General features: G+C 61.4%; 15 protein-coding genes and 3 pseudogenes. 7 read left to right on the top strand and 11 right to left on the bottom strand.

The annotated features are described in order from the left end of the window. Nucleotides 1–100: 100 nt before the first annotated feature. Nucleotides 101–892 (bottom strand): PhzF family phenazine biosynthesis protein, encoded by a 792-nt coding sequence (locus AB7M23_RS16230; RefSeq protein ID WP_454241335.1) that lies wholly within the window; start codon nt 890–892, stop codon nt 101–103. 187 nt (nt 893–1,079) lie between these two features. On the opposite strand from AB7M23_RS16230, the gene AB7M23_RS16235 reads away from it, so the two are divergent. The 5 genes and pseudogenes from AB7M23_RS16235 to AB7M23_RS16255 all read left to right on the top strand — a co-directional run. Continuing rightward, the gene (locus AB7M23_RS16235) at nt 1,080–1,544 is read left to right on the top strand and encodes a DUF3429 domain-containing protein (protein WP_454241336.1); all 465 of its coding nucleotides are present in this window, start codon (nt 1,080–1,082) and stop codon (nt 1,542–1,544) included. Continuing rightward, nucleotides 1,541–2,860: an ABC1 kinase family protein gene (locus AB7M23_RS16240; RefSeq protein WP_454241337.1), complete on the top strand. Its 1,320-nt coding sequence runs from the start codon at nt 1,541–1,543 to the stop codon at nt 2,858–2,860. The genes AB7M23_RS16235 and AB7M23_RS16240 overlap by 4 nt, the downstream gene beginning before the upstream one ends. A gap of 94 nt (nt 2,861–2,954) precedes the next feature. After that, a pseudogene (locus AB7M23_RS16245) lies at nt 2,955–3,161 on the top strand (LysE family translocator); the annotation flags it as partial. 101 nt (nt 3,162–3,262) lie between these two features. After that, the gene (locus AB7M23_RS16250) at nt 3,263–3,733 is read left to right on the top strand and encodes an anti-virulence regulator CigR family protein (RefSeq protein ID WP_454241338.1); all 471 of its coding nucleotides are present in this window, start codon (nt 3,263–3,265) and stop codon (nt 3,731–3,733) included. Between the two features lie 142 nt (nt 3,734–3,875). After that, nucleotides 3,876–4,001: pseudogene (locus tag AB7M23_RS16255) on the top strand (hypothetical protein); the annotation flags it as partial. Between the two features lie 416 nt (nt 4,002–4,417). On the opposite strand, the gene AB7M23_RS16260 reads toward AB7M23_RS16255, so the two are convergent. From AB7M23_RS16260 to AB7M23_RS16305, 10 genes and pseudogenes are all read right to left on the bottom strand, one after another. Further along, nucleotides 4,418–4,978, bottom strand: a complete 561-nt coding sequence (locus tag AB7M23_RS16260; protein WP_454241339.1) for a UPF0149 family protein — start codon at nt 4,976–4,978, stop codon at nt 4,418–4,420. A gap of 181 nt (nt 4,979–5,159) precedes the next feature. Then, complete coding sequence (locus tag AB7M23_RS16265; protein ID WP_454241340.1) at nt 5,160–6,488, bottom strand: hypothetical protein; 1,329 nt, start codon at nt 6,486–6,488, stop codon at nt 5,160–5,162. Between the two features lie 214 nt (nt 6,489–6,702). Further along, nucleotides 6,703–7,482 (bottom strand): annotated as a pseudogene (locus AB7M23_RS16270) (SDR family oxidoreductase). Beyond that, complete coding sequence (locus tag AB7M23_RS16275; protein ID WP_099774457.1) at nt 7,482–8,270, bottom strand: SDR family NAD(P)-dependent oxidoreductase; 789 nt, start codon at nt 8,268–8,270, stop codon at nt 7,482–7,484. The pseudogene AB7M23_RS16270 and the gene AB7M23_RS16275 overlap by 1 nt, the downstream one beginning before the upstream one ends. After that, nucleotides 8,263–9,087 carry a molybdenum cofactor biosynthesis F family protein gene (locus AB7M23_RS16280; RefSeq protein WP_454241341.1) on the bottom strand — a complete coding sequence of 275 codons (825 nt, stop codon included), beginning with the start codon at nt 9,085–9,087 and terminating at the stop codon, nt 8,263–8,265. The genes AB7M23_RS16275 and AB7M23_RS16280 overlap by 8 nt, the downstream gene beginning before the upstream one ends. Nucleotides 9,088–9,147: 60 nt before the next feature. Then, nucleotides 9,148–9,840: a helix-turn-helix transcriptional regulator gene (locus AB7M23_RS16285; protein ID WP_454241342.1), complete on the bottom strand. Its 693-nt coding sequence runs from the start codon at nt 9,838–9,840 to the stop codon at nt 9,148–9,150. A gap of 27 nt (nt 9,841–9,867) precedes the next feature. After that, nucleotides 9,868–11,166 carry an NAD(P)/FAD-dependent oxidoreductase gene (locus AB7M23_RS16290; protein WP_454241343.1) on the bottom strand — a complete coding sequence of 433 codons (1,299 nt, stop codon included), beginning with the start codon at nt 11,164–11,166 and terminating at the stop codon, nt 9,868–9,870. Between the two features lie 110 nt (nt 11,167–11,276). Then, a complete protein-coding gene (locus AB7M23_RS16295; RefSeq protein ID WP_102052097.1) occupies nt 11,277–11,717 on the bottom strand; it encodes a GlcG/HbpS family heme-binding protein in 441 nt (146 codons plus the stop codon). Between the two features lie 49 nt (nt 11,718–11,766). Then, nucleotides 11,767–13,032, bottom strand: coding sequence for an MFS transporter (locus AB7M23_RS16300; RefSeq protein ID WP_454241344.1), 1,266 nt, complete (start codon nt 13,030–13,032; stop codon nt 11,767–11,769). Nucleotides 13,033–13,131: 99 nt separating this feature from the next. After that, complete coding sequence (locus AB7M23_RS16305) at nt 13,132–14,619, bottom strand: aldehyde dehydrogenase family protein (protein WP_454241345.1); 1,488 nt, start codon at nt 14,617–14,619, stop codon at nt 13,132–13,134. A gap of 358 nt (nt 14,620–14,977) precedes the next feature. Here AB7M23_RS16305 and AB7M23_RS16310 point away from each other — a divergent pair, with 358 nt between their 5' ends. Together AB7M23_RS16310 and AB7M23_RS16315 are read left to right on the top strand one after the other, a co-directional pair. Beyond that, the gene (locus tag AB7M23_RS16310) at nt 14,978–16,147 is read left to right on the top strand and encodes a p-hydroxyphenylacetate 3-hydroxylase oxygenase component (protein ID WP_454241346.1); all 1,170 of its coding nucleotides are present in this window, start codon (nt 14,978–14,980) and stop codon (nt 16,145–16,147) included. Between the two features lie 75 nt (nt 16,148–16,222). Further along, nucleotides 16,223–17,161 (top strand): p-hydroxyphenylacetate 3-hydroxylase reductase component, encoded by a 939-nt coding sequence (locus AB7M23_RS16315; RefSeq protein ID WP_102052100.1) that lies wholly within the window; start codon nt 16,223–16,225, stop codon nt 17,159–17,161. Nucleotides 17,162–17,498: the final 337 nt, after the last annotated feature.

Consider the following 17,498-nt stretch of genomic DNA (forward strand, 5'->3'; position numbering starts at 1 on the left):
TTGCGAAAATGCCCACGCTTGCGCGCCACAGTTGGTGATGCTGTTATGTGTGGCGCGCAACGGCAGCTTTTCGCTAATGGCGGCTACATTTCCGGCCGCTTTACACGCTAATGCTCCCCTCTAGATATTGCACCGCGTGCCCTGATACAAACACCCGACCTGCCTCAACGCGGCAGTCCAGCACACCGCGTCGGCGTGAGGCCTGCAACGCTAACAATCGCGATTTCTGCAAACGCTCTGCCCAAAAGGGTGCCAACCCCGCATGAATGGAGCCGGTGACCGGATCTTCGTCACCGCCGTTGGCTGGCCAGAAGTAGCGCGAGACAAAGTCGTACTGCTCACCTGGTGCCGTCACGACCACATCACGCGGGCCCAATTCGATCAATTTGTCGAGCTGTGGCACCACGGTCTCGACCTGCTGTTGATCGGCATAGATGGCAAAGTAGGCTTGTCGGTTGACCCAATATTCGCTGGGCGTGATCGAAAGACCTTCCACCAATTGGGCAGGCACATCAACAAGCGGCTGAGGCGCGAGCTCAGGAAAATTCAACTCGATCTCACCGCTGGGTAACTGCGTCACCGGGATCTCTCCAACCGCTTTGGCCCAGAACGTGATGGATTTGGAGGCACCCGGTTGGTTGAACAGCACAAAAGCGCTGGCCAAGGTTGCGTGACCGCAGAAGTCGATCTCGGTGAGTGGTGAGAACCAGCGAATCTCATACTGCCCGTGCGCGTTACGGACAAAAAACGCTGTTTCCGGTAGCGAGTTTTCAATCGCAATTGACTGCATCATCTCTACGGGAAGCCAAGACTCAAGGGGTACTACGGCTGCAGGACTGCCGGAGAAGACGTCGGAAGTAAATGCATCGACTTGGTAGAGTTTAAGGCGCATGAGGAGTCCATTCGAAACAGAGGGGAACGGTACGTTAGCAAGAGGGTTCCGTGTCCAGTAGTGACAGACCTGTGTTTTTTGGAGGATACAGCCGCTCATTTGGATGCGGGTTGAACGCGTGCGCTGGAGTCACGTCGGGGCTTTTGGGCCTACAGTCTTAAATGTCTGCCACTGATAAGGAGTTCAAATGAACCTGTTGTCTTCGACCTTGCCGCCACGGCACGTTGCTCTGCTGGGGTACGGCGGTTTGCTGCCGTTTATTGCACTGGCGCTGCTGCTCCCGTTTTCTCTTGAATATCGGCCGTTGTTGTCGGTGGCGCTGGTCACCTACGGCGCGGTCATTCTGAGCTTCGTTGGTGCCTTGCACTGGGGCTTCGCCATGACCGCGCAAGACCTGAGCGCCGAGCAGCGCCGCGACCGATTCATCTGGAGCGTCATCCCGGCCCTTGTCGCGTGGGCTGCCACGTTACTGCCGGTGTCCTGGGGGTGTTTGCTGTTGATCGTCGGGTTTGTTGTCCACTATTTGCAGGACCGGCAGCTGTTTCGGGTTATTAGCCTGCCTGACTGGTACCTGCCGATGCGATTGCGCTTGACCGGCGTGGCGAGCCTCTGCCTGCTGCTTGGCGCGGTCGTTATGGCGACCCACTCATGAAGCCGCGAGAGCCCGGTTCGTCGTCTGTGCCGGGCAGTCGTTTGTCGCGGCTGATACGTTTTGGCAGCTTGGCTTCGGGCGTTGCGAGCGGCATGCTGGCCGAAGGCGCTCGGCAGTTGGCACAAGGCAAACGTCCGGCGCTCAGTGACCTGCTGTTGACGCCTGGCAATGTACAGCGCGTGGCAAATCAGCTGTCGCAACTGCGTGGCGCCGCCATGAAAGTCGGGCAGTTGTTGTCGATGGACGCAGGTGATTTGTTGCCGCGCGAGCTCAGCGACATCCTTTCCCGTCTGCGCTCGGACGCGCATCCGATGCCCATGAGCCAGCTGGTCGCAGTTCTCAACGAAAGCTGGGGCAAGGGCTGGGAAGGGCGCTTCGAACGGTTTTCCTTTACCTCATTGGCGGCGGCGTCCATCGGCCAGGTTCATGCGGCGCAAGGCAAAGACGGCCAACGCCTGGCGATCAAGGTGCAGTACCCGGGCGTGCGCGAGAGCATTTCCAGCGATGTGGACAACGTCGCTACCTTGCTGAGCATCTCCGGGCTGCTGCCTAAAGGCATGGACGTTGCGCCGCTGCTCGAAGAGGCCAAGCGTCAACTGCAGGACGAAGCGGATTACCTCAAAGAGGCCGAGCACTTACGGTACTTTCATCAACTGTTGGCCGACAGTCCTGACTTTCTGGTTCCTCGTGCGTACACCGAGTACTGCTCGCCAACCATTCTGGTGATGTCTTTCGTCGATGGGGTCGCGGTGGAGTCATTGGAGCACGCGCCTCAGGCAGAGCGCGACCGGATCATCGCGTTGCTGTTCGGCCTGCTTATGCGCGAGGTGTTCGAGTTCCAGTGCGTGCAGACCGACCCCAATTTTGCCAATTACCGCTATCAGCGGGACACCGGCCGGATGGTGTTGCTCGATTTCGGCGCCACGCGCCGTTATGCCCGCAACAGCACCGAGGCCTTTCGTCGCTTGCTGATTGCAGGCCTGCGTGAAGACCGCGCCGCCATCGCCGACGCCGCGCTGGACATCGGCTACTTTCAGCCTGAAACCCTGCCCAGACATCGGGCGTTGCTGACCGACCTGATCGCCCAGGCCTGCGAGCCGCTGCGGCATCAAGGCGCCTATGACTTTGCGGCCTCTGACCTCGCCGTACGCCTGCGTGATGCCGGGTGGCAACTGGGCGCCGACCGCGACTTCTGGGGCACTCCGCCGGTGGATGTACTGTTTCTGCATCGCAAGGTGGGAGGCTTGTACCTGTTGGCCGCGAAGCTGAAGGCGCGGGTGGATGTGCGGAGCCTGTTTGAGCCTTACTTGATTTGAACGTTTTGCGTGCAAACAGCTGGCAGGCAATGCTGCTCACCTAAGGACAACGCTGCTATTCCTCGCCTGCGCCGCAAGGCTTTTCTAGCTCCAACGGGGCTCAGTGACCATACAGATGTTGGTGTACGGCATAGGGTTCGCTGCGCTCACCGCGGTGGGATTTGCGCTCATGGGTGTGTTTGCCACAGCGCTATCGCAGTGCCTGCGTCAGCGACCGCGACTCGTCAATGGGCTGAACGTGGGGGCGGGGCTGACCTTTGTCGCGTCGGGTATGTCGATTGCTGCGCTCTCTCAGAAGTAGCGGTCGATGCGCCGCCGTCCGTGATGAGCGAGTGTTTATGGAACCAAAATACTCTGGAGCGTCTACATTCCAGAGGATCATCACTTTCTGAGAGGACGGATATGTTCAGATCTCGCGCGTTGATTGCAGCGGTTACCTGTTTGACGCTGGTTTCCGGTCCTGCCACGGCTGTGGCTGATCCTGGTAATGGCAAAGGGCAAGGTGGGGGCAAGGGAAATCCGCACAACGGCCAGGACTACGGCAACCAAGGTGCTCATGGCAACAACGGAAAAAACTCAGGGGGCAGTGACTGGCATAATGGCCCCAGCATCAACCGGGCAAGTGTCCTGGACATCGTTGGTGGCTATCGAGATTACTGGAGCCCAGGGCCAGCCTTGCCACCCGGCATACAAAAGAACCTGGCCCGCGGTAAGCCGCTTCCGCCGGGAATCGCTAAAAAGCTCGATGGTCGGCTGATTGGCAGGTTGCCTCACTATGATGGGTACGAGTGGCAACAGGTGGGTGCCGACCTGATCCTGGTTACGCTGGCAACCGGGCTCATCTATGAGGTCATCAACGGTGCTTTTGATTGACGATTGAGTGATCACCATCACAAAGCACACCCGTCCGTCGCGAGGGCGTGAACTGTTGAGTGGTTGGCGCGTCATAGGACGTGCGATATCAACCTTCACGGAAGCCATCATGCGTTTAAAGAACAAGAGTCTCGTTGCTGTAATGTCGTGCGTCATGGCGCTTGCAGCGGCCCCATTACTCCCTGCGGGCCTGTCCATCATGGGCTCCGCTTATGCGAAGGATGGTGGTGGTCACGGTGGCGGTAATGGTGGTGGCAATGGCGGCGGCAATGGCAATGGTGGTGGTCACAGTGGTTCAGACCACGCTGGCAACGCCGACAGTAACGGCCGTGGTAAAGGGCTGGACGCCGATCATACCGGCAAGGCTGTGCGCGACCATGGCACAAGCGGCAACCACTTCGGCAGTGATCGCAATAATGATCGCGGCCATGGCACCACGACTTCTGGCATTGCCCATTCCAAAGATACGCGCGGTGTCACTAAAGCCACTGCAATTTCGACGTCTACCCCAGGTGACCACAATTCGAAGGGGTTGAGCAAAGCAGGGACGTCGGGATCGAAAAAATCGCATTGAAATTGATGGAAGGTCGCTCAGCCAGATTGCCTGGTTGAGTGTCAGGCCTCGATATTCAAAAGCCCCGCAGACTTCTGTCTACGGGGCTTTTTCGTTTCATGGCGTGCCAATCATCCCTGGCGCTGAGCTACCCAGTAGTCATGCAGGGCGCGGGCAGCCGGCTCGATGGCCTCTACCTGCAAGCGGTGCCGAACCACATCCAGGTCTGCCGGAAGTTCGAAGTTGTCTTGTTCGGCGCAGGTGCTGATCGCCTGGAACAGTGCCGCTTGAGGTGCTGGCAGCTCGGGCCAGTTGCCTACGGCGACCCCACGCAGGTAACCGAAGCACCATTCTTCAGCCAGCGTGAGTGCCTGGCCCTGGTGTTCGGTCTGTTCAAAGCGTGCCTTGAAGGCTTGCGCGTCGAGGGCCAATTGCGAGGCCAGCGTGTTCATGTGGCGTACGCTCAACTCAATGAACTGCCTGCACTCCTCAGGGCTTTCCCAGTCCGGGTTTTGCCCGCCCCAAATGGCCGGGAACCACTCGGCGATGTCCACCTGCACAGGGCTGGAGACCAGCGCGGTGAAGTAGCCGTCGAGTTCGGAGGGGTTGAGCACCGAGTGATCATCGCCGTACTTCAGCAAGGTGTCTTCGATAAAGGTGAAGTCAGTGGCGTCTAGGGGATGGGTGTGCATGGGGCTGTTCCTCGGTATACGCGCGTAACGTGTGAGCGTCGCTTGAAAAAGGCGTGGAGGATGGCGCTTCTGGCGGTTTTTATCCAGCCCGGCTTGTTGGTGCCACGCTGACCTGCGACGTGCCCAGCCCTCTGGAAGCGACCACCGCTTGATGTGCGCGGTGGTCATGCGAGGTGGGTCGTTAGAACGGAACGGCCACGGTGAGTTGGCTGTAGACGTTGGTGCCGTTGCCGCCTACCTGGTTGCCGCCGTTGGTTTCATCCTTCTTGGGCTGGTACAGGCCAACCAGCGGGCTGATGACCAGGTGCTCGTTGACCGCCCATTCGACGTACAGGTCCAGCTCGCGAGCGTCCAGGTTCAGCGCATTGCTCTTGTGCAGGGTGTTGAAGTCGAAGTACAGCGCGCCGACGGTGACGTTTTCCAGTGGGTTAGCCTTCAGGCCGACGTGGTGCACACCGGTGTTGCTGTTGAACGGGCCGGAGTAGTTGGCGGCCACTTCACCCTGGAACCAGGTGCCGTAGCCGGTGCTCAGGCCGTTGAACAGCGGGTCCCAGCCTTCGGAATAACGGCTGTAGCGGTAGGTCAACTTTGGTGCCCAGGCGACATCGGCAAAGGTGTAGCCGGCCTCGGTGTACCAGGCTTTTTCGGCGCCAGCGTCCTTGTCCTGCCAGGCGTACTCGAAGGCGAAGCTGGCGTTTTCGATGCCTGCGTTGCCTTCGCCGCGCAAGCTGTAGACATCCATGCCATCACGTTGCTTCTGGAAGTCGCTGGCCCATTGCTCGCTGACACCCAGGCCATGAATCCAGGTCAGGCCCAGGGTGCCGACGTCAGCGGTGTAGTCCAGGGTGCCGGCGGCCAGTTCGGTCTCTGCCTGTGCGCGGTTGTCGGATTTGAGCCAGAGCATGCTGCCATGCAGGCCGTCCTTGCCTCCCAGGCGCAGTACGGCGGTGCGGTCGAAGGCATGACGGGCGGCGAGGTAGTAGGCGCCGCCACGGTTCAGTGCGCCGTCGGCCGGGCCGTTGCCCAGGTTCGGGCCGTCGTCGTTAAGCAAGAAGCCGCTGCCGATCTTGACCACCTGGCGGCCTGCGGAGATATCGACACCGTCCTTGCCCAGCACCGGGAACAGATCGGCTGAACGCCAGCCCAGGTAGGCGTCTTCAATCTTGGTGGTGCGTTCGGAACCGTCGGTATTGCCTGCCGCGTCGCCGTCACCCCAGGTGCCCGAACTGACCCAGTTGAGTGCGCCATAGGCCGTACCTTTGCCGCCCAGCCCTTGATCGCCGCTGACGCCGTACTTGATGAAACCTTCCCGCCAGGTGGAGCCACCCGTTGTGCCATCGTAGTTCTTGCGGCTGTTGAACAGGCCATAGACCGCTAGAAAGTCGGCGTTCAGGTGCGTGTCGTCGTCGGCATACAGTGCGTAAGCCGTGGCGGTCTGGCTGGTGGCGAATGTGGCGACGCTCAGGCCGATGGCCTGTACCCACGGCAACAGGTGAATTTTTTTACCCATGAAACTCTCCCTCGTTTTTTCTTCGTAGCACGGACGGCTGCGTTTTTTGATTGAAGGACTACCTTGTTCAGACAAGATCGTCGTCGCGTGCTGGCTGGCGACGGGCTATTAGCGCGTTGTTGTGGGGGGCAAGTCTTGTTCGTGGCTGCCAGTGCCCTTGATCCCGGCGGCCAGTGTCGGCAGTTGCTCGGCTGCCGCCACGGTCGCGTGTTGCTCAAGGATGTTGCGGGGCTGAGGCCTGGGTTTCAGGTAGTGTTGCACCGCCGTCGACAATGAGGGTTTGCCCGGTGATGTAGGCAGCCCGCTCCGAGGCCAGGAACAGCATGGCGTTGGCGATGTCCTGCGGTTCGCCCAGACGACCCAGGGGAACACCCTGAGCAATGCGCGCATTGAGTGCTTCATCGCCCAGGTTGGCCATTGCAGGTGTACGCACCATGCCCGGTTCGACTCCGTTGACCCGTACGTTACAGGCGGCCAGTTCCAATGCCGCGCTGCGGATGAAACCGTTGACCCCGGCCTTGGACGCGGCGTAGTGGCTCAGCCCCGGAAAGGCGACCCGGGGACCGGTGACCGATGAGGTCACAAGGACAGTGCCGGCGCCCTGGCGCTGGAACAGTGGCAGGGCGCCCTGGGTTAGCCAGAACAGCGCCGAGAGGTTCACCGCCAGTGTGCGCTGGAGGACCTCGGGGGTGATCTGGGTGAACGGTGTCAGGGGAAAGTAGCCTGCGTTATGCACCAGCACATCCAGCCGCTCAAGGCGTGCGAGCAGGCTGAAGATTGCCCCTGGGTCCGCCAGGTCGATGCCAATGGCTTCGGCCGTTCGACCTTCGGCCTGCAATGAAGCCACCAAGGCATGCGCCTAAGCCAGGTTCAGATCAGCGATCAACACCTTGGCACCACTGGCGGCGAAGCCCTCGACGATGCTGCGGCCTATGCCTTGTGCGCCGCCGGTGACCAGGACGGTCTGCCCGCTGAAGTCGAAGTGTGTACTCATCAGGCACCCTCCAGGTGGGTGTAGGCCAGGGTCGGCACATCGACGATGCTTGAGCCGCCGTCCGCGGCAATGACCGCCCCGGTGATGATCGAGGCCTGGTCGCTGATCAGAAATTGGCAAAGCGTGGCGATTTCGTCGGCACTGGCCGGGCGCCGCAGTGGCACATCGGCGGTAACCCGACGGTAGGCCGCCTCTAGATCTTCGTGGTAGTGCTGCATCAATGGCTGCATTTCCTCATCGGCCATGGGCGTGCGCACCCAGCCTGGGCAGACGCAATTGACCCGCACGCCCAGAGGGCCGTAGTCGCGTGCCAGCGACCGGTTGAGGCCGATCAGCGCGTGCTTGCTGGTGGTATAGCCGCACACTTGCGGGCCCGCAGCGAGGGCGGCAATCGATCCCATCAGGACGATGCTGCCGCGTCGCTCGATCAGCAGCGGCAGGCAGGCGCGGGCGCTGTGGAAGGCGCTGTCGAGGTTACTGCGCAGCGCCGCATGCCAGCCGTCGTCTGAGGTGCCCAGCGCCGCGCCAAGGCCATGCCCACCGGCGCAGGCGATCAGTGCGTCGAGGCCACCGAAGCGCTTGCGGATCTGCTCGATGAAACCGGCCCAGGCCTGGCTGCTGGCGGCATCGCCGACCAGCACCAGCGCGCCCGTTGCGGCAGCGACCTGTTCCAGTGCTTCCCGGCGACGACCGACCAGCACCAGGTTGGCGCCCTGGTCGGCCAAGCGTCGCGCGCAGGCTGCACCGATCCCGGTTCCGCCACCGGTAATCAGGATCGTCTTAGTCATGCGCGTGGACCGTGGTGTTGACCAGGTTGCAGTAGGAGGACACCGGGAAGTTCGACAGTTCATCGAAACTGCCGCCGGCATAGCCGAAAATCTTGCCGTCGCTGCGGTGGTTTTTCAGGTCGATCATCACCAGGCCCAGCGTTGGCACGATCTTCTCGCGCCAGACGAACAGGTAGAGCTGATCGGCGATCTTGTAGTAGTGCGCGCGGTCGGTGTCGCACAGGCCTTGTTCGACACCTTTCAGGCACTGCCAGGCATAGTAGTGCTCGTTCAGGTAAATGTGCTCGTAGACCTCGGTCGGGCTGTAGCGGTAGCGGTTGCGGATACCGACAAGTTCTTGCGTCGGTGCATGCGGGCAACTGCCTTCGCGCCATGGTGTGTCCAGGCTGCCGTGGAAAAATTGTGCGTCCACGCGGGTCAGGCTTTTCCCGGCCAGGGCCAGGTGGTAAAGGCCCTCATGGGTTTCTGGTTCACGCGGCAGACGGCCGATAACGGCGGTAAAGGAGTGTGTCAGGGTGTCCAGTACCAGCGAGATCGACCAGTCCTGGCCGTGCTCGTTCTTGAGGAAATCCACCAGGTAGATCCCCGGGCGTATCGAGGTCGCGCGGTAACTGGCACTGCCGCTGGAGTGGCCGTCGGCGGCGACCCAGTGCAGCTGCTGGGCGTCGAAGCGGTGGACGATTTCCCAGCCATTGGCGAAGAACAGGTTGAATTGCTTGCCGGCCAGTTCGGCGAGCTGCGGCAGGATAAACGCTTCGGGGGCGAAGCCCTCGGCCAGGGCGCCTACAGTGATCCAGTCTGAGTGGGGGGTATTCATGGTGGTTGCTCGTGCGGTGGAAGATGCACGGATGGTGCCTCCCGCTGGCGCACGGCGGTATCAACCAGAGGGTTGAGTTCCAGTGTTTTCCGGGAGGAACAGTGCCCCGACCAACTCGGTGCGGTTTTTCACGCCGACCTTGCGGAACAGGTTGATCAGGTGGGTTTTCACCGTTGGCAGGCCAAGGTCGAGATGGCGCGCCAGTTGTTTGTTGCTCACGCCTTCCTGTAACAGCATGGCTATCTCGCGTTCGCGTGGGGTCAACCGTTGCAGGCGATCATCCCTCGGCGTGTTTGGCAGCTGACGCGCCGCCAGTTGCATCAGGCCGTGCAGCGGTAACAGGCTTTGCAGTTCGTGCGCCTGGAACAGGCCCAGACCGCTGCAGCGCAACAACGACAGGCCGGCGGCCGGGCGGCCATCGACGTGGGCAATTACCTCGACCACGTCCACCACCTGATGCTGGTTGAGAAAGCGCTGGTAACGGCGGCCGTTCGCCTCGCTCTGGTAAGCCAGACCTTGGCGCAGCGACACCACCGGCAAGCCGATGGCCATGCAGTTGCTGGGTTGCAGTGGGTCGAGGTGACGGTAGTGCTCCAGGTAGGTCTGGTGCATGGGCGCTTGCATGCCCAATAGCTGGAAATCACAGGCTTGTAGCTGCGTGTCGATGCGATAGAACGCCCCTAGCGACGTGGGTACCTGCTGGCTGAAGGCGTGCAGGCAGTGTTGGCCGAGTGCTTCGGTGTAGGCAGGCATGGTGCAGTCTTCGTCCGCAGCAGGGGGTTAACGGCGGCCAGACCAGAAGCCTGACAGTTGGTGCCAGCTTTTGCCGGCACTGAGCAGCAGTGGCCGGAAATGATCCTTGCCATACACCTGAATACGTCTGACCGAACTGATCAAGTCGTAGCGCGCCGAGCCTTCGCTCATGCCCTCGGCCAACACCTTGCAAATGATATGGCTGGGGGTGACGCCAAAGCCCGAGTAGCCCTGCACGAAGAAGGCATTGGCGCGGCCGGGCAGGGTGCCGATCTGCGGGAACAGGTTGGGGCTGCAGGCCATCGGGCCACCCCAGGCCAGGTCGATGTTGACGTCCTTCAGGTACGGGAAAATCTTCAGCATCAGCCTGCGGTTCCAGGCTTTCAGGTCAAGCGGGATGTGCTCGATGAACGGTGTGGCTGAACCGAACAGCAGGCGATTTTCACGGGTGACGCGGTAGTAGTCGATGATCGGCCGAATGTCGCTGTAGGCCCCACGGATGGGGCTGATGCGCTGGATCAGTGCGTCCGACAGCGGCTCGGTCATCATCTGGAACGCATAGGTGTTGATCGTGCTCTTGTGCAGTTCGGGTTCCAGCTTGTTGAGAAAGCTGTCGCAGGCCCAGAGCAGTTTGCTTGCCTTGACCGACCCTTTGGCCGTGCGCACGGTGATCCGTTCGCCGTAGGACACCTCCAGTGCCGGGCTGTACTCGAAGATCTTTACGCCGTGACTGGCCAGTGCCTGGGCTTCCCCCAGCAACAGATTCAAGGAATGCACATGACCGCCGCCCATATGCAGCAGGGCGCTGCTGTAGGCGTCTGAGCCGATGATCTGCTTGACCTCGGCGCCGGCCATGAAGCGGATCTCGTGTTTTGAACCAAGGGATTTGAACGCTGTTTCCCAACTGCGCAGGGTCTTTTCCTGGCGGCGGTTGAAGCCCATGTAGCCATAGCCGTGGCAGAAGTCCGCGTCGATGGCGTACTTGGCGATACGCGCCTTGATGATGTCGGCACCGAGGTCACTGATCTCGAAGATCGAGCGCAGGCCCGCTTCGCCGACATCCTGCCTGATCGTTTCCAGGTCGTGGCCAATGCCCGCCATGATCTGCCCACCGTTGCGCCCGGTGCCGCCAAAGCCCAGGTAGCGTGCCTCCAGCACAACGGTATTGGTGATGCCTTTTTCGGCCAGTTCCAATGCGGTGTTGATACCGGAAAAGCCACCGCCAATGACCACGACATCCGCTTCCAGGTCGGTTTGCAGGTCCGGGAAGTGCAGGTCGTACTTCCTGGTCGCTGTGTAGTAGGTTGGCGTTTCGATGTTGATCATGGCTGCCACCTGGAACAAGGGTTGTGAGGTAAAACAGGATGCGCCCTTTGAGGCGACGGTGCGGGCCTTGGCCTTCAAGCGAGCTACAGGCGTAACCGTTGACCTTGAGTCTAGTGGCCGAGCAGCGTGCGGACGCGTTCGACGGCGGCCTCGGCACAACGGCCATCGACGGCTTCGGAGGCACCGGAAACGCCAATGGCGCCGATTACCTGCCCCTCATGCAGGAAGGGTGCGCCACCACCAAACAGGGCCATATTGCGTTGCAGCGGCAAGCCTTGGCGGACGCCCTCGGAGCATTTTTCCAGGCGGGCTTGCCAGCCCTGTGTGGCGATGCCGAAGCCCACGGCCGTCAGTGCTTTGTTCAAGGCAATGTCCTGCGATGGCCGGGGCGCCCTGTCCATGTGCGCGCTGTGAATCGGCAGGCCGCTTGGGTCGACCACGACCAGGCTGATGCGTACCTGTTCTTCTTCGGCTTTTTCCAGGGCTGCTTGCAGCGCCTGCATGGCCAGTCGCAGGGTGATGGTGGGTTGCTGGCGTAGCAGTTCGTTCATGTCGCGACCTTGTCTGTTCATTGATCGGTTGAAACGGCCGGGTGCGTGCTCAATGCGTTTCGCTGGCCTGTGCCTGTGCCTGTTGCCGGGCGCTTCGGCGTTGCGCCAGCAGTTGCCAGGCGCAGTAAAGCAGGAGCAAAGCGCCGGCGATCTGCATGGCCCATGGGCCGCCAAAGCGTGCCGCCAGCAGGCCGGCGAGCAGGCCACCGATGGCGTCGAAGCCGAAACGGGTCGAGGTGTAGAGCGATACCACCCGGCCACGTAGCACTTCAGATGCCTGGCTCTGCAGCAGGATGTTGGTGCCGACGTTGTTGATCGTCACGCCGAAGCCCAGCACTGCCATTGCCGCCAACGACAATGCCAGCTGGGTACTGGCTGCAAACACCAGCAAGGCGACGGCACTGGCGCCGGCGGTGGCGATGATCAAGCGCTGCAGTTGTTCGGCGGACCGGTGAGCGGCTAGCAGCAGGGTCGAAAGCAGCGAGCCGAACCCGGCCGCCCCCCAAAGCCAGCCCAGCGTCCTGGCATCACCGGCGAAGATGTCCCGGGCGAACACCGGCAGCAGCACGGCGTAGCTTGAGGCCGTGATGTTCACGATCAGTACGCCGAGAATCAGGCCGCGTACCGATGGCGTCTGCAAGGCGTAGGTCAGGCCTTCGCGGAAGACGCTGCGCATGCTGCCGTTGGCGCGCACACCGGCGCTCATGCGCACGGCCAGCAGGCCGGTGATCAGTGCGCCGTAGGACAGCGCGTTCAGGGCGAAGCACACCGCCTCGCCGGTCATGCCGAGCAGCAGCCCGGCCAGCGGCGGGCCGACGAAGCGCGAGCAGGTAAACAGCGAGGCATTCAAGGCCAGGGCATTTGGCAGGTCGTCGACATCATCGACGAAACGGCTGAGCAGCGATTGGCGCAGCGGTGTGTCCACGGCATTCAGCACGCCCAGGACGAACGACATGAGCACGATCAGGTTCGCGCCAATGTGGCCGCTGTAGGTCAGCAGCGCCAGTAACAGTGCCTGCAGGCCCAGCAGGCTCTGGGTCAGTATCAGCAACCTGCGTTTGTCGTGGCGATCAATCCAGGCCCCGGCAATCGGGCCGACAAACAACTGTGGCAACAGGCTGGCGCAGGTGGTGATGCCCAGCAGCGCTGCGGAATCAGTCAACCGGTAGACCAGCCAGGACAACGCCACCATCTGCACCCAGGTGCCTAGCGTGGAAATCGCATGGCCAACGAAGTACAGGCGAAAGTTACGGTGGCGCAGCGCCCGGATCGAGGAGGGCCAGCGAGACGACGTGGAAGGTTGGGGGTGGTTCACGACAAGGCGCCCGTCAGCGGCTGATAATGTTCACATATTAACTTAGTGTGCCGTCCTGTCATGCGCCTGTGCCAACAGATTATTCGCCTTGCACCGCGTTCAGTAGCGAATCATCACCGACTTCAGTTCGGTGAAGTCATCGATGAAGGCCCCACCGAATTCACGGCCGATACCCGAGGACTTGGTGCCGCCAAAGGGGACGGCCGGGTCGAGCAGGGTGTGCATGTTGACCCAGACCGTGCCGGCTTCGATTTCCGGTACCAGGCGCAGCGCTTTGGACAGGTCGTTGGTCCATAGGCTGGCGCTCAGGCCGTAGGCGGTGTTGTTCATCAGCGCCAGCAGTTCCTCTTCGGTGTCATACGGGAAGAAGGTCGCGACCGGGCCGAAGGTTTCTTCATTGAGCAGGGTGTCGTTCACCGAGTTGGCCAGGATGATCGTCGGCTCCACGTAGCAGCCGGGGCCTTCGCTGATCTGGCCGCCATGAATGATGGTGCTGTTTTCGGCGCGGGCGGTAGCGAAGAACCGGGCCAGTTTCTGCTGGTGTTGCTTGTTCGCAACCGGGCCAAACTGGGTGCTTTCATCCAGTGGCGAGCCAACCTTCAGTTGCGCCAGGCGTTTGGACAGCGCGTCCATCATCGGCTCGATCTGCGAGCGGTGGACGAAGAAGCGTTCTGCGGCGGCGCAGATCTGCCCGGAGTGAAGGAAGCCGGCTTCGATCATGCCATTGACGGCCTTGTCTATATCGACGTCAGGCAGAAAGCCCGCCGAGTTCTTGCCGCCCAGCTCCAGGGTGGCACGGGTCAGTTTGGCACCCATCGCGCCTTGGCCCACGGCGATGCCGGTCGGGACCGAACCTGTGAAGGACACCTTGTCGGTGCCTGGGTGCTCGATCAGCGCCTTGCCGACACTGCCGCCGCCGGTCAGCACGTTGAGTGCTCCGGCAGGCAGGCCCGCTTCACTTGCCAGCTCGGCGATGCGCAGGATGGTCAGCGGGGTGAACTCGCTCGGTTTGATGATGATGCTGCAACCGGTGGTCAAGGCTGAGGCCAGCTTCCAGATCGCGATCATGGTGGAGAAGTTCCACGGCACAATGCCGACCACCACGCCAATCGGTTCGCGCAGGGTAAAGGCGCTGTAGCGCTCGCCAGCAAAGGAGGGCAGCGATGGGGTGATGGTTTCGCCAGTGATCTTGGTTGCCCAGCCGGCGTAGTAGCGCAGGAAGTGGGCCGCCTGATCGACCTCGAAAGCGCGTGAAATGTGGATGATCTTGCCCGATTGGCAGGTTTCGATCTGCGCCAGCTCCTCACGGTGGCGCTCCAGCAGGTCGGCGAGCTTGAACAACACGCTGGCGCGTGCCGCCGGGCTGGTGCGTGACCAGACTTTGAAGCCGCGATTGGCCGAATCGACGGCGCGCTCGACATCGGCCTGGGTTGCATCGCTGACCTGCGCAATCGCCTCGCCAGTGGCCGGGTTCAGCACCGTGAGCCTGTTCGTTGAGCTGCTGGCGACATAACCGCCGTCGATGTACAGGCTATGGTCGCGCTCAAGGAAGGCGTTGACCGAGGGAAGCAGTGCGATATCGCTCATGCTGGGCAGACTCCAGGCAGGGAAGCAGGCGGCGGCTTGCCGCGCTGAAATAGACGTATGGCACGAGCTTACCCGGCGCTGGCGGGGCGATCTTGACTCTGCCTGTCAGCGACATGTCTGTGCCTGCCATCGGTCAGGCAGGTGGCTGCTGTCGGGTGTGGCCTGAAGAGGGTGTTGGCTATGGAAAGTACAATCTTCCATCTGGAACGTGCATTTTCCTGGGCGAGACTGCCTCGCATACTGGCCCGGCATTCGTAAGTGAGCGGCGCCTGGTCTACTGCGTCCAGCGCTCAATGCCGCAGCCAAATGGGTTTTGGCCGCGGCAGGTCACTTGGGTCCAATAATAATGAGCCAGACCATGAAAAAGCCAAACTCCTTGCTGGAAGATCTCAAGTCTATTCTGCCAACCATCGCCGCTAATGCGGACGAGGCCGAGAAGGCGCGTACCGTACCTGCCGAGAACATTGCGCTGCTCAAAGGCACTGGCCTGCACCGCGCATTTCTGCCGAAGAAGTTCGGAGGCCTGGAAATTTCCCTGCCCGAGTTTGCCGAGTGCATTGCACTGCTGGCCGGCTCCTGTGCCAGCACCGCCTGGGCCATGAGCCTGCTGTGCACCCACAGCCATCAGTTGGCGATGTTCCCGGCCAAACTGCAGGAGGAGATCTGGGGCAGCAACCCCGATGCCACCGCCAGCAGCAGCATCGCCCCGTTCGGGCGTACCGAAGAGGTTGACGGTGGCGTCACCTTCAGCGGTGAAATGGGCTGGAGCAGTGGTTGCGATCACGCCGAGTGGGCGATTGTCGGCTTTCGCCGCAAAAACGCCGAGGGCACTCAGGACTACTGCTTCGCCGTGTTGCCGCGCAGTGACTACCAGATCCGCGATGACTGGTACGCTGTCGGCATGCGCGCCAGCGGCAGCCGCACCCTGATCATCGACAACGCCTTCGTGCCTGAGCACCGTATCCAGAAGGCCAAGGACATGATGGAAGGCAAGTCCGCCGGCTTTGGCCTGTACCCCGACAGCAAGATTTTCTACGCACCTTATCGCCCGTATTTCGCCAGTGGCTTCTCCACCGTGAGCCTGGGCATTGCCGAGCGCATGCTTGAGGTCTTCCGTGAGAAAACCCGTAACCGCGTGCGTGCCTACACCGGTGCTGCCGTAGGTGCCGCCACCCCGGCGCTGATGCGTCTGGCCGAGTCCACCCATCAGGTCGCTGCTGCCCGCGCCTTGCTGGAAAAAAGCTGGCAGGACATTGCCGAGCACAGCGAGCGCCACGAGTACCCAAGCCGCGGCACCCTGGCATTCTGGCGGACCAATCAGGGCTACGCTGTAAAGATGTGCATTCAAGCGGTTGATCGCTTGATGGATGCGTCTGGCGGCGGTGCGTGGTTCGAGAGCAATGAAAGTCAGCGCCTGTTCCGTGATGCGCACCTGACCGGTGCTCACGCCTACACCGACTACGATGTCTGTGCGCAGATCCTCGGCCGTGAACTGATGGGCCTTGAGCCTGATCCTTCGATGGTCTGATTCAGCGGTTCTTCTCGTCACGCGTATCGAATAACAACAAACGAGGCTGTCGTCGCGACAGCCCGGGAGTCTTGCATGTCCACCCTTACTGAAACCACCTTCGACGCACGGGCCTTCCGCCGGGCGCTGGGCAACTTTGCCACGGGTGTCACCGTAGTGACGGCTGCCGATGCCAGCGGCCGCAAAGTTGGCGTGACCGCCAACAGTTTCAACTCGGTATCCCTGGACCCGCCACTCATCCTGTGGAGCATCGACAAGCGCTCGAGCAGCCTTGAGGTGTTCGAGGAGGCCAGCCACTTTGCGGTCAACATCCTGGCGGCAGACCAGATCGACCTGTCGAACAACTTTGCCCGCCCCAAGGATGACCGCTTCGCCGGGATCGTCTACGAGGCCGGTGAGGGTGGCGCACCGCTGCTCGCGGATTGCTCAGCGCGTTTCAGTTGCGAGAAGTACCAGCAACTGGACGGCGGGGACCATTGGATTCTGGTCGGCAAGGTAGTGGCGTTCGATGATTGCGGGCGCTCGCCACTGTTGTATCACCAAGGTGCCTACTCCATGGTGTTGCCACACACACGCATGACCAAGCGTGAGGAGGGGCAGCCGCCCAGCAGCAACTTCCAGGGCCGTCTGAGCCATAACCTGTACTACCTGATGACTCAGGCCTTGCGGGCCTATCAGACCAGCTACCAGCCTCGGCAACTGTCCACCGGCTTGCGCACCAGTGAGGCGCGCATGCTGATGGTGCTGGAGAACGATGCGGGGCTGGGCCTTGCTGACCTGCAGCGTGAAGTGGCGATGCCCGAGCGCGAGATCGTCGAGGCTGTTGCCAACCTCAAGCGCAAAGGGCTGGTGTCCGATGACCACGAGCGGGTGGTGTTGACGGGTAAGGGCATTGAAGAAACCGAAGCCCTGTGGGCGATTGCCCGTGAACAGCAGGACAAGGTGTTTGGTCAGTTCAGCGAAGAGCAGATCGAAACCTTCAAGACGGTGCTCAAGGCGGTGATCAAGAGCTGACGCCCTGGCAGCGGCGAACAACTACCTTGGCACGGCGGCGCAAGACGGCGATCTGGGAATACGGTCAACTCACTATCCCCCCCGACTGGATAGCCAAACGGTGCGCTGATGTTTTTCAAACGCAATCACTGGGCAGGTGAGTTGACTGAGGTCTTGCTGCAAATAATTGCCGGCCAGCCCGGTGCGGCGCATCAGGCGCCGTTGCTGGCCAGCCATCCGCAGTTGCGGGCGACGCTGGAAAACCTCAGCGTCGAGCGCCAACAGGTCGACCAGCAGTTGGCGCAGGCGCAGGCCACTGCAGCAGAGCTGGCCACCCGGCTCGATCAGGAACAACACC

Source organism: Pseudomonas sp. HLS-6 TE3448 (assembly GCF_053629555.1).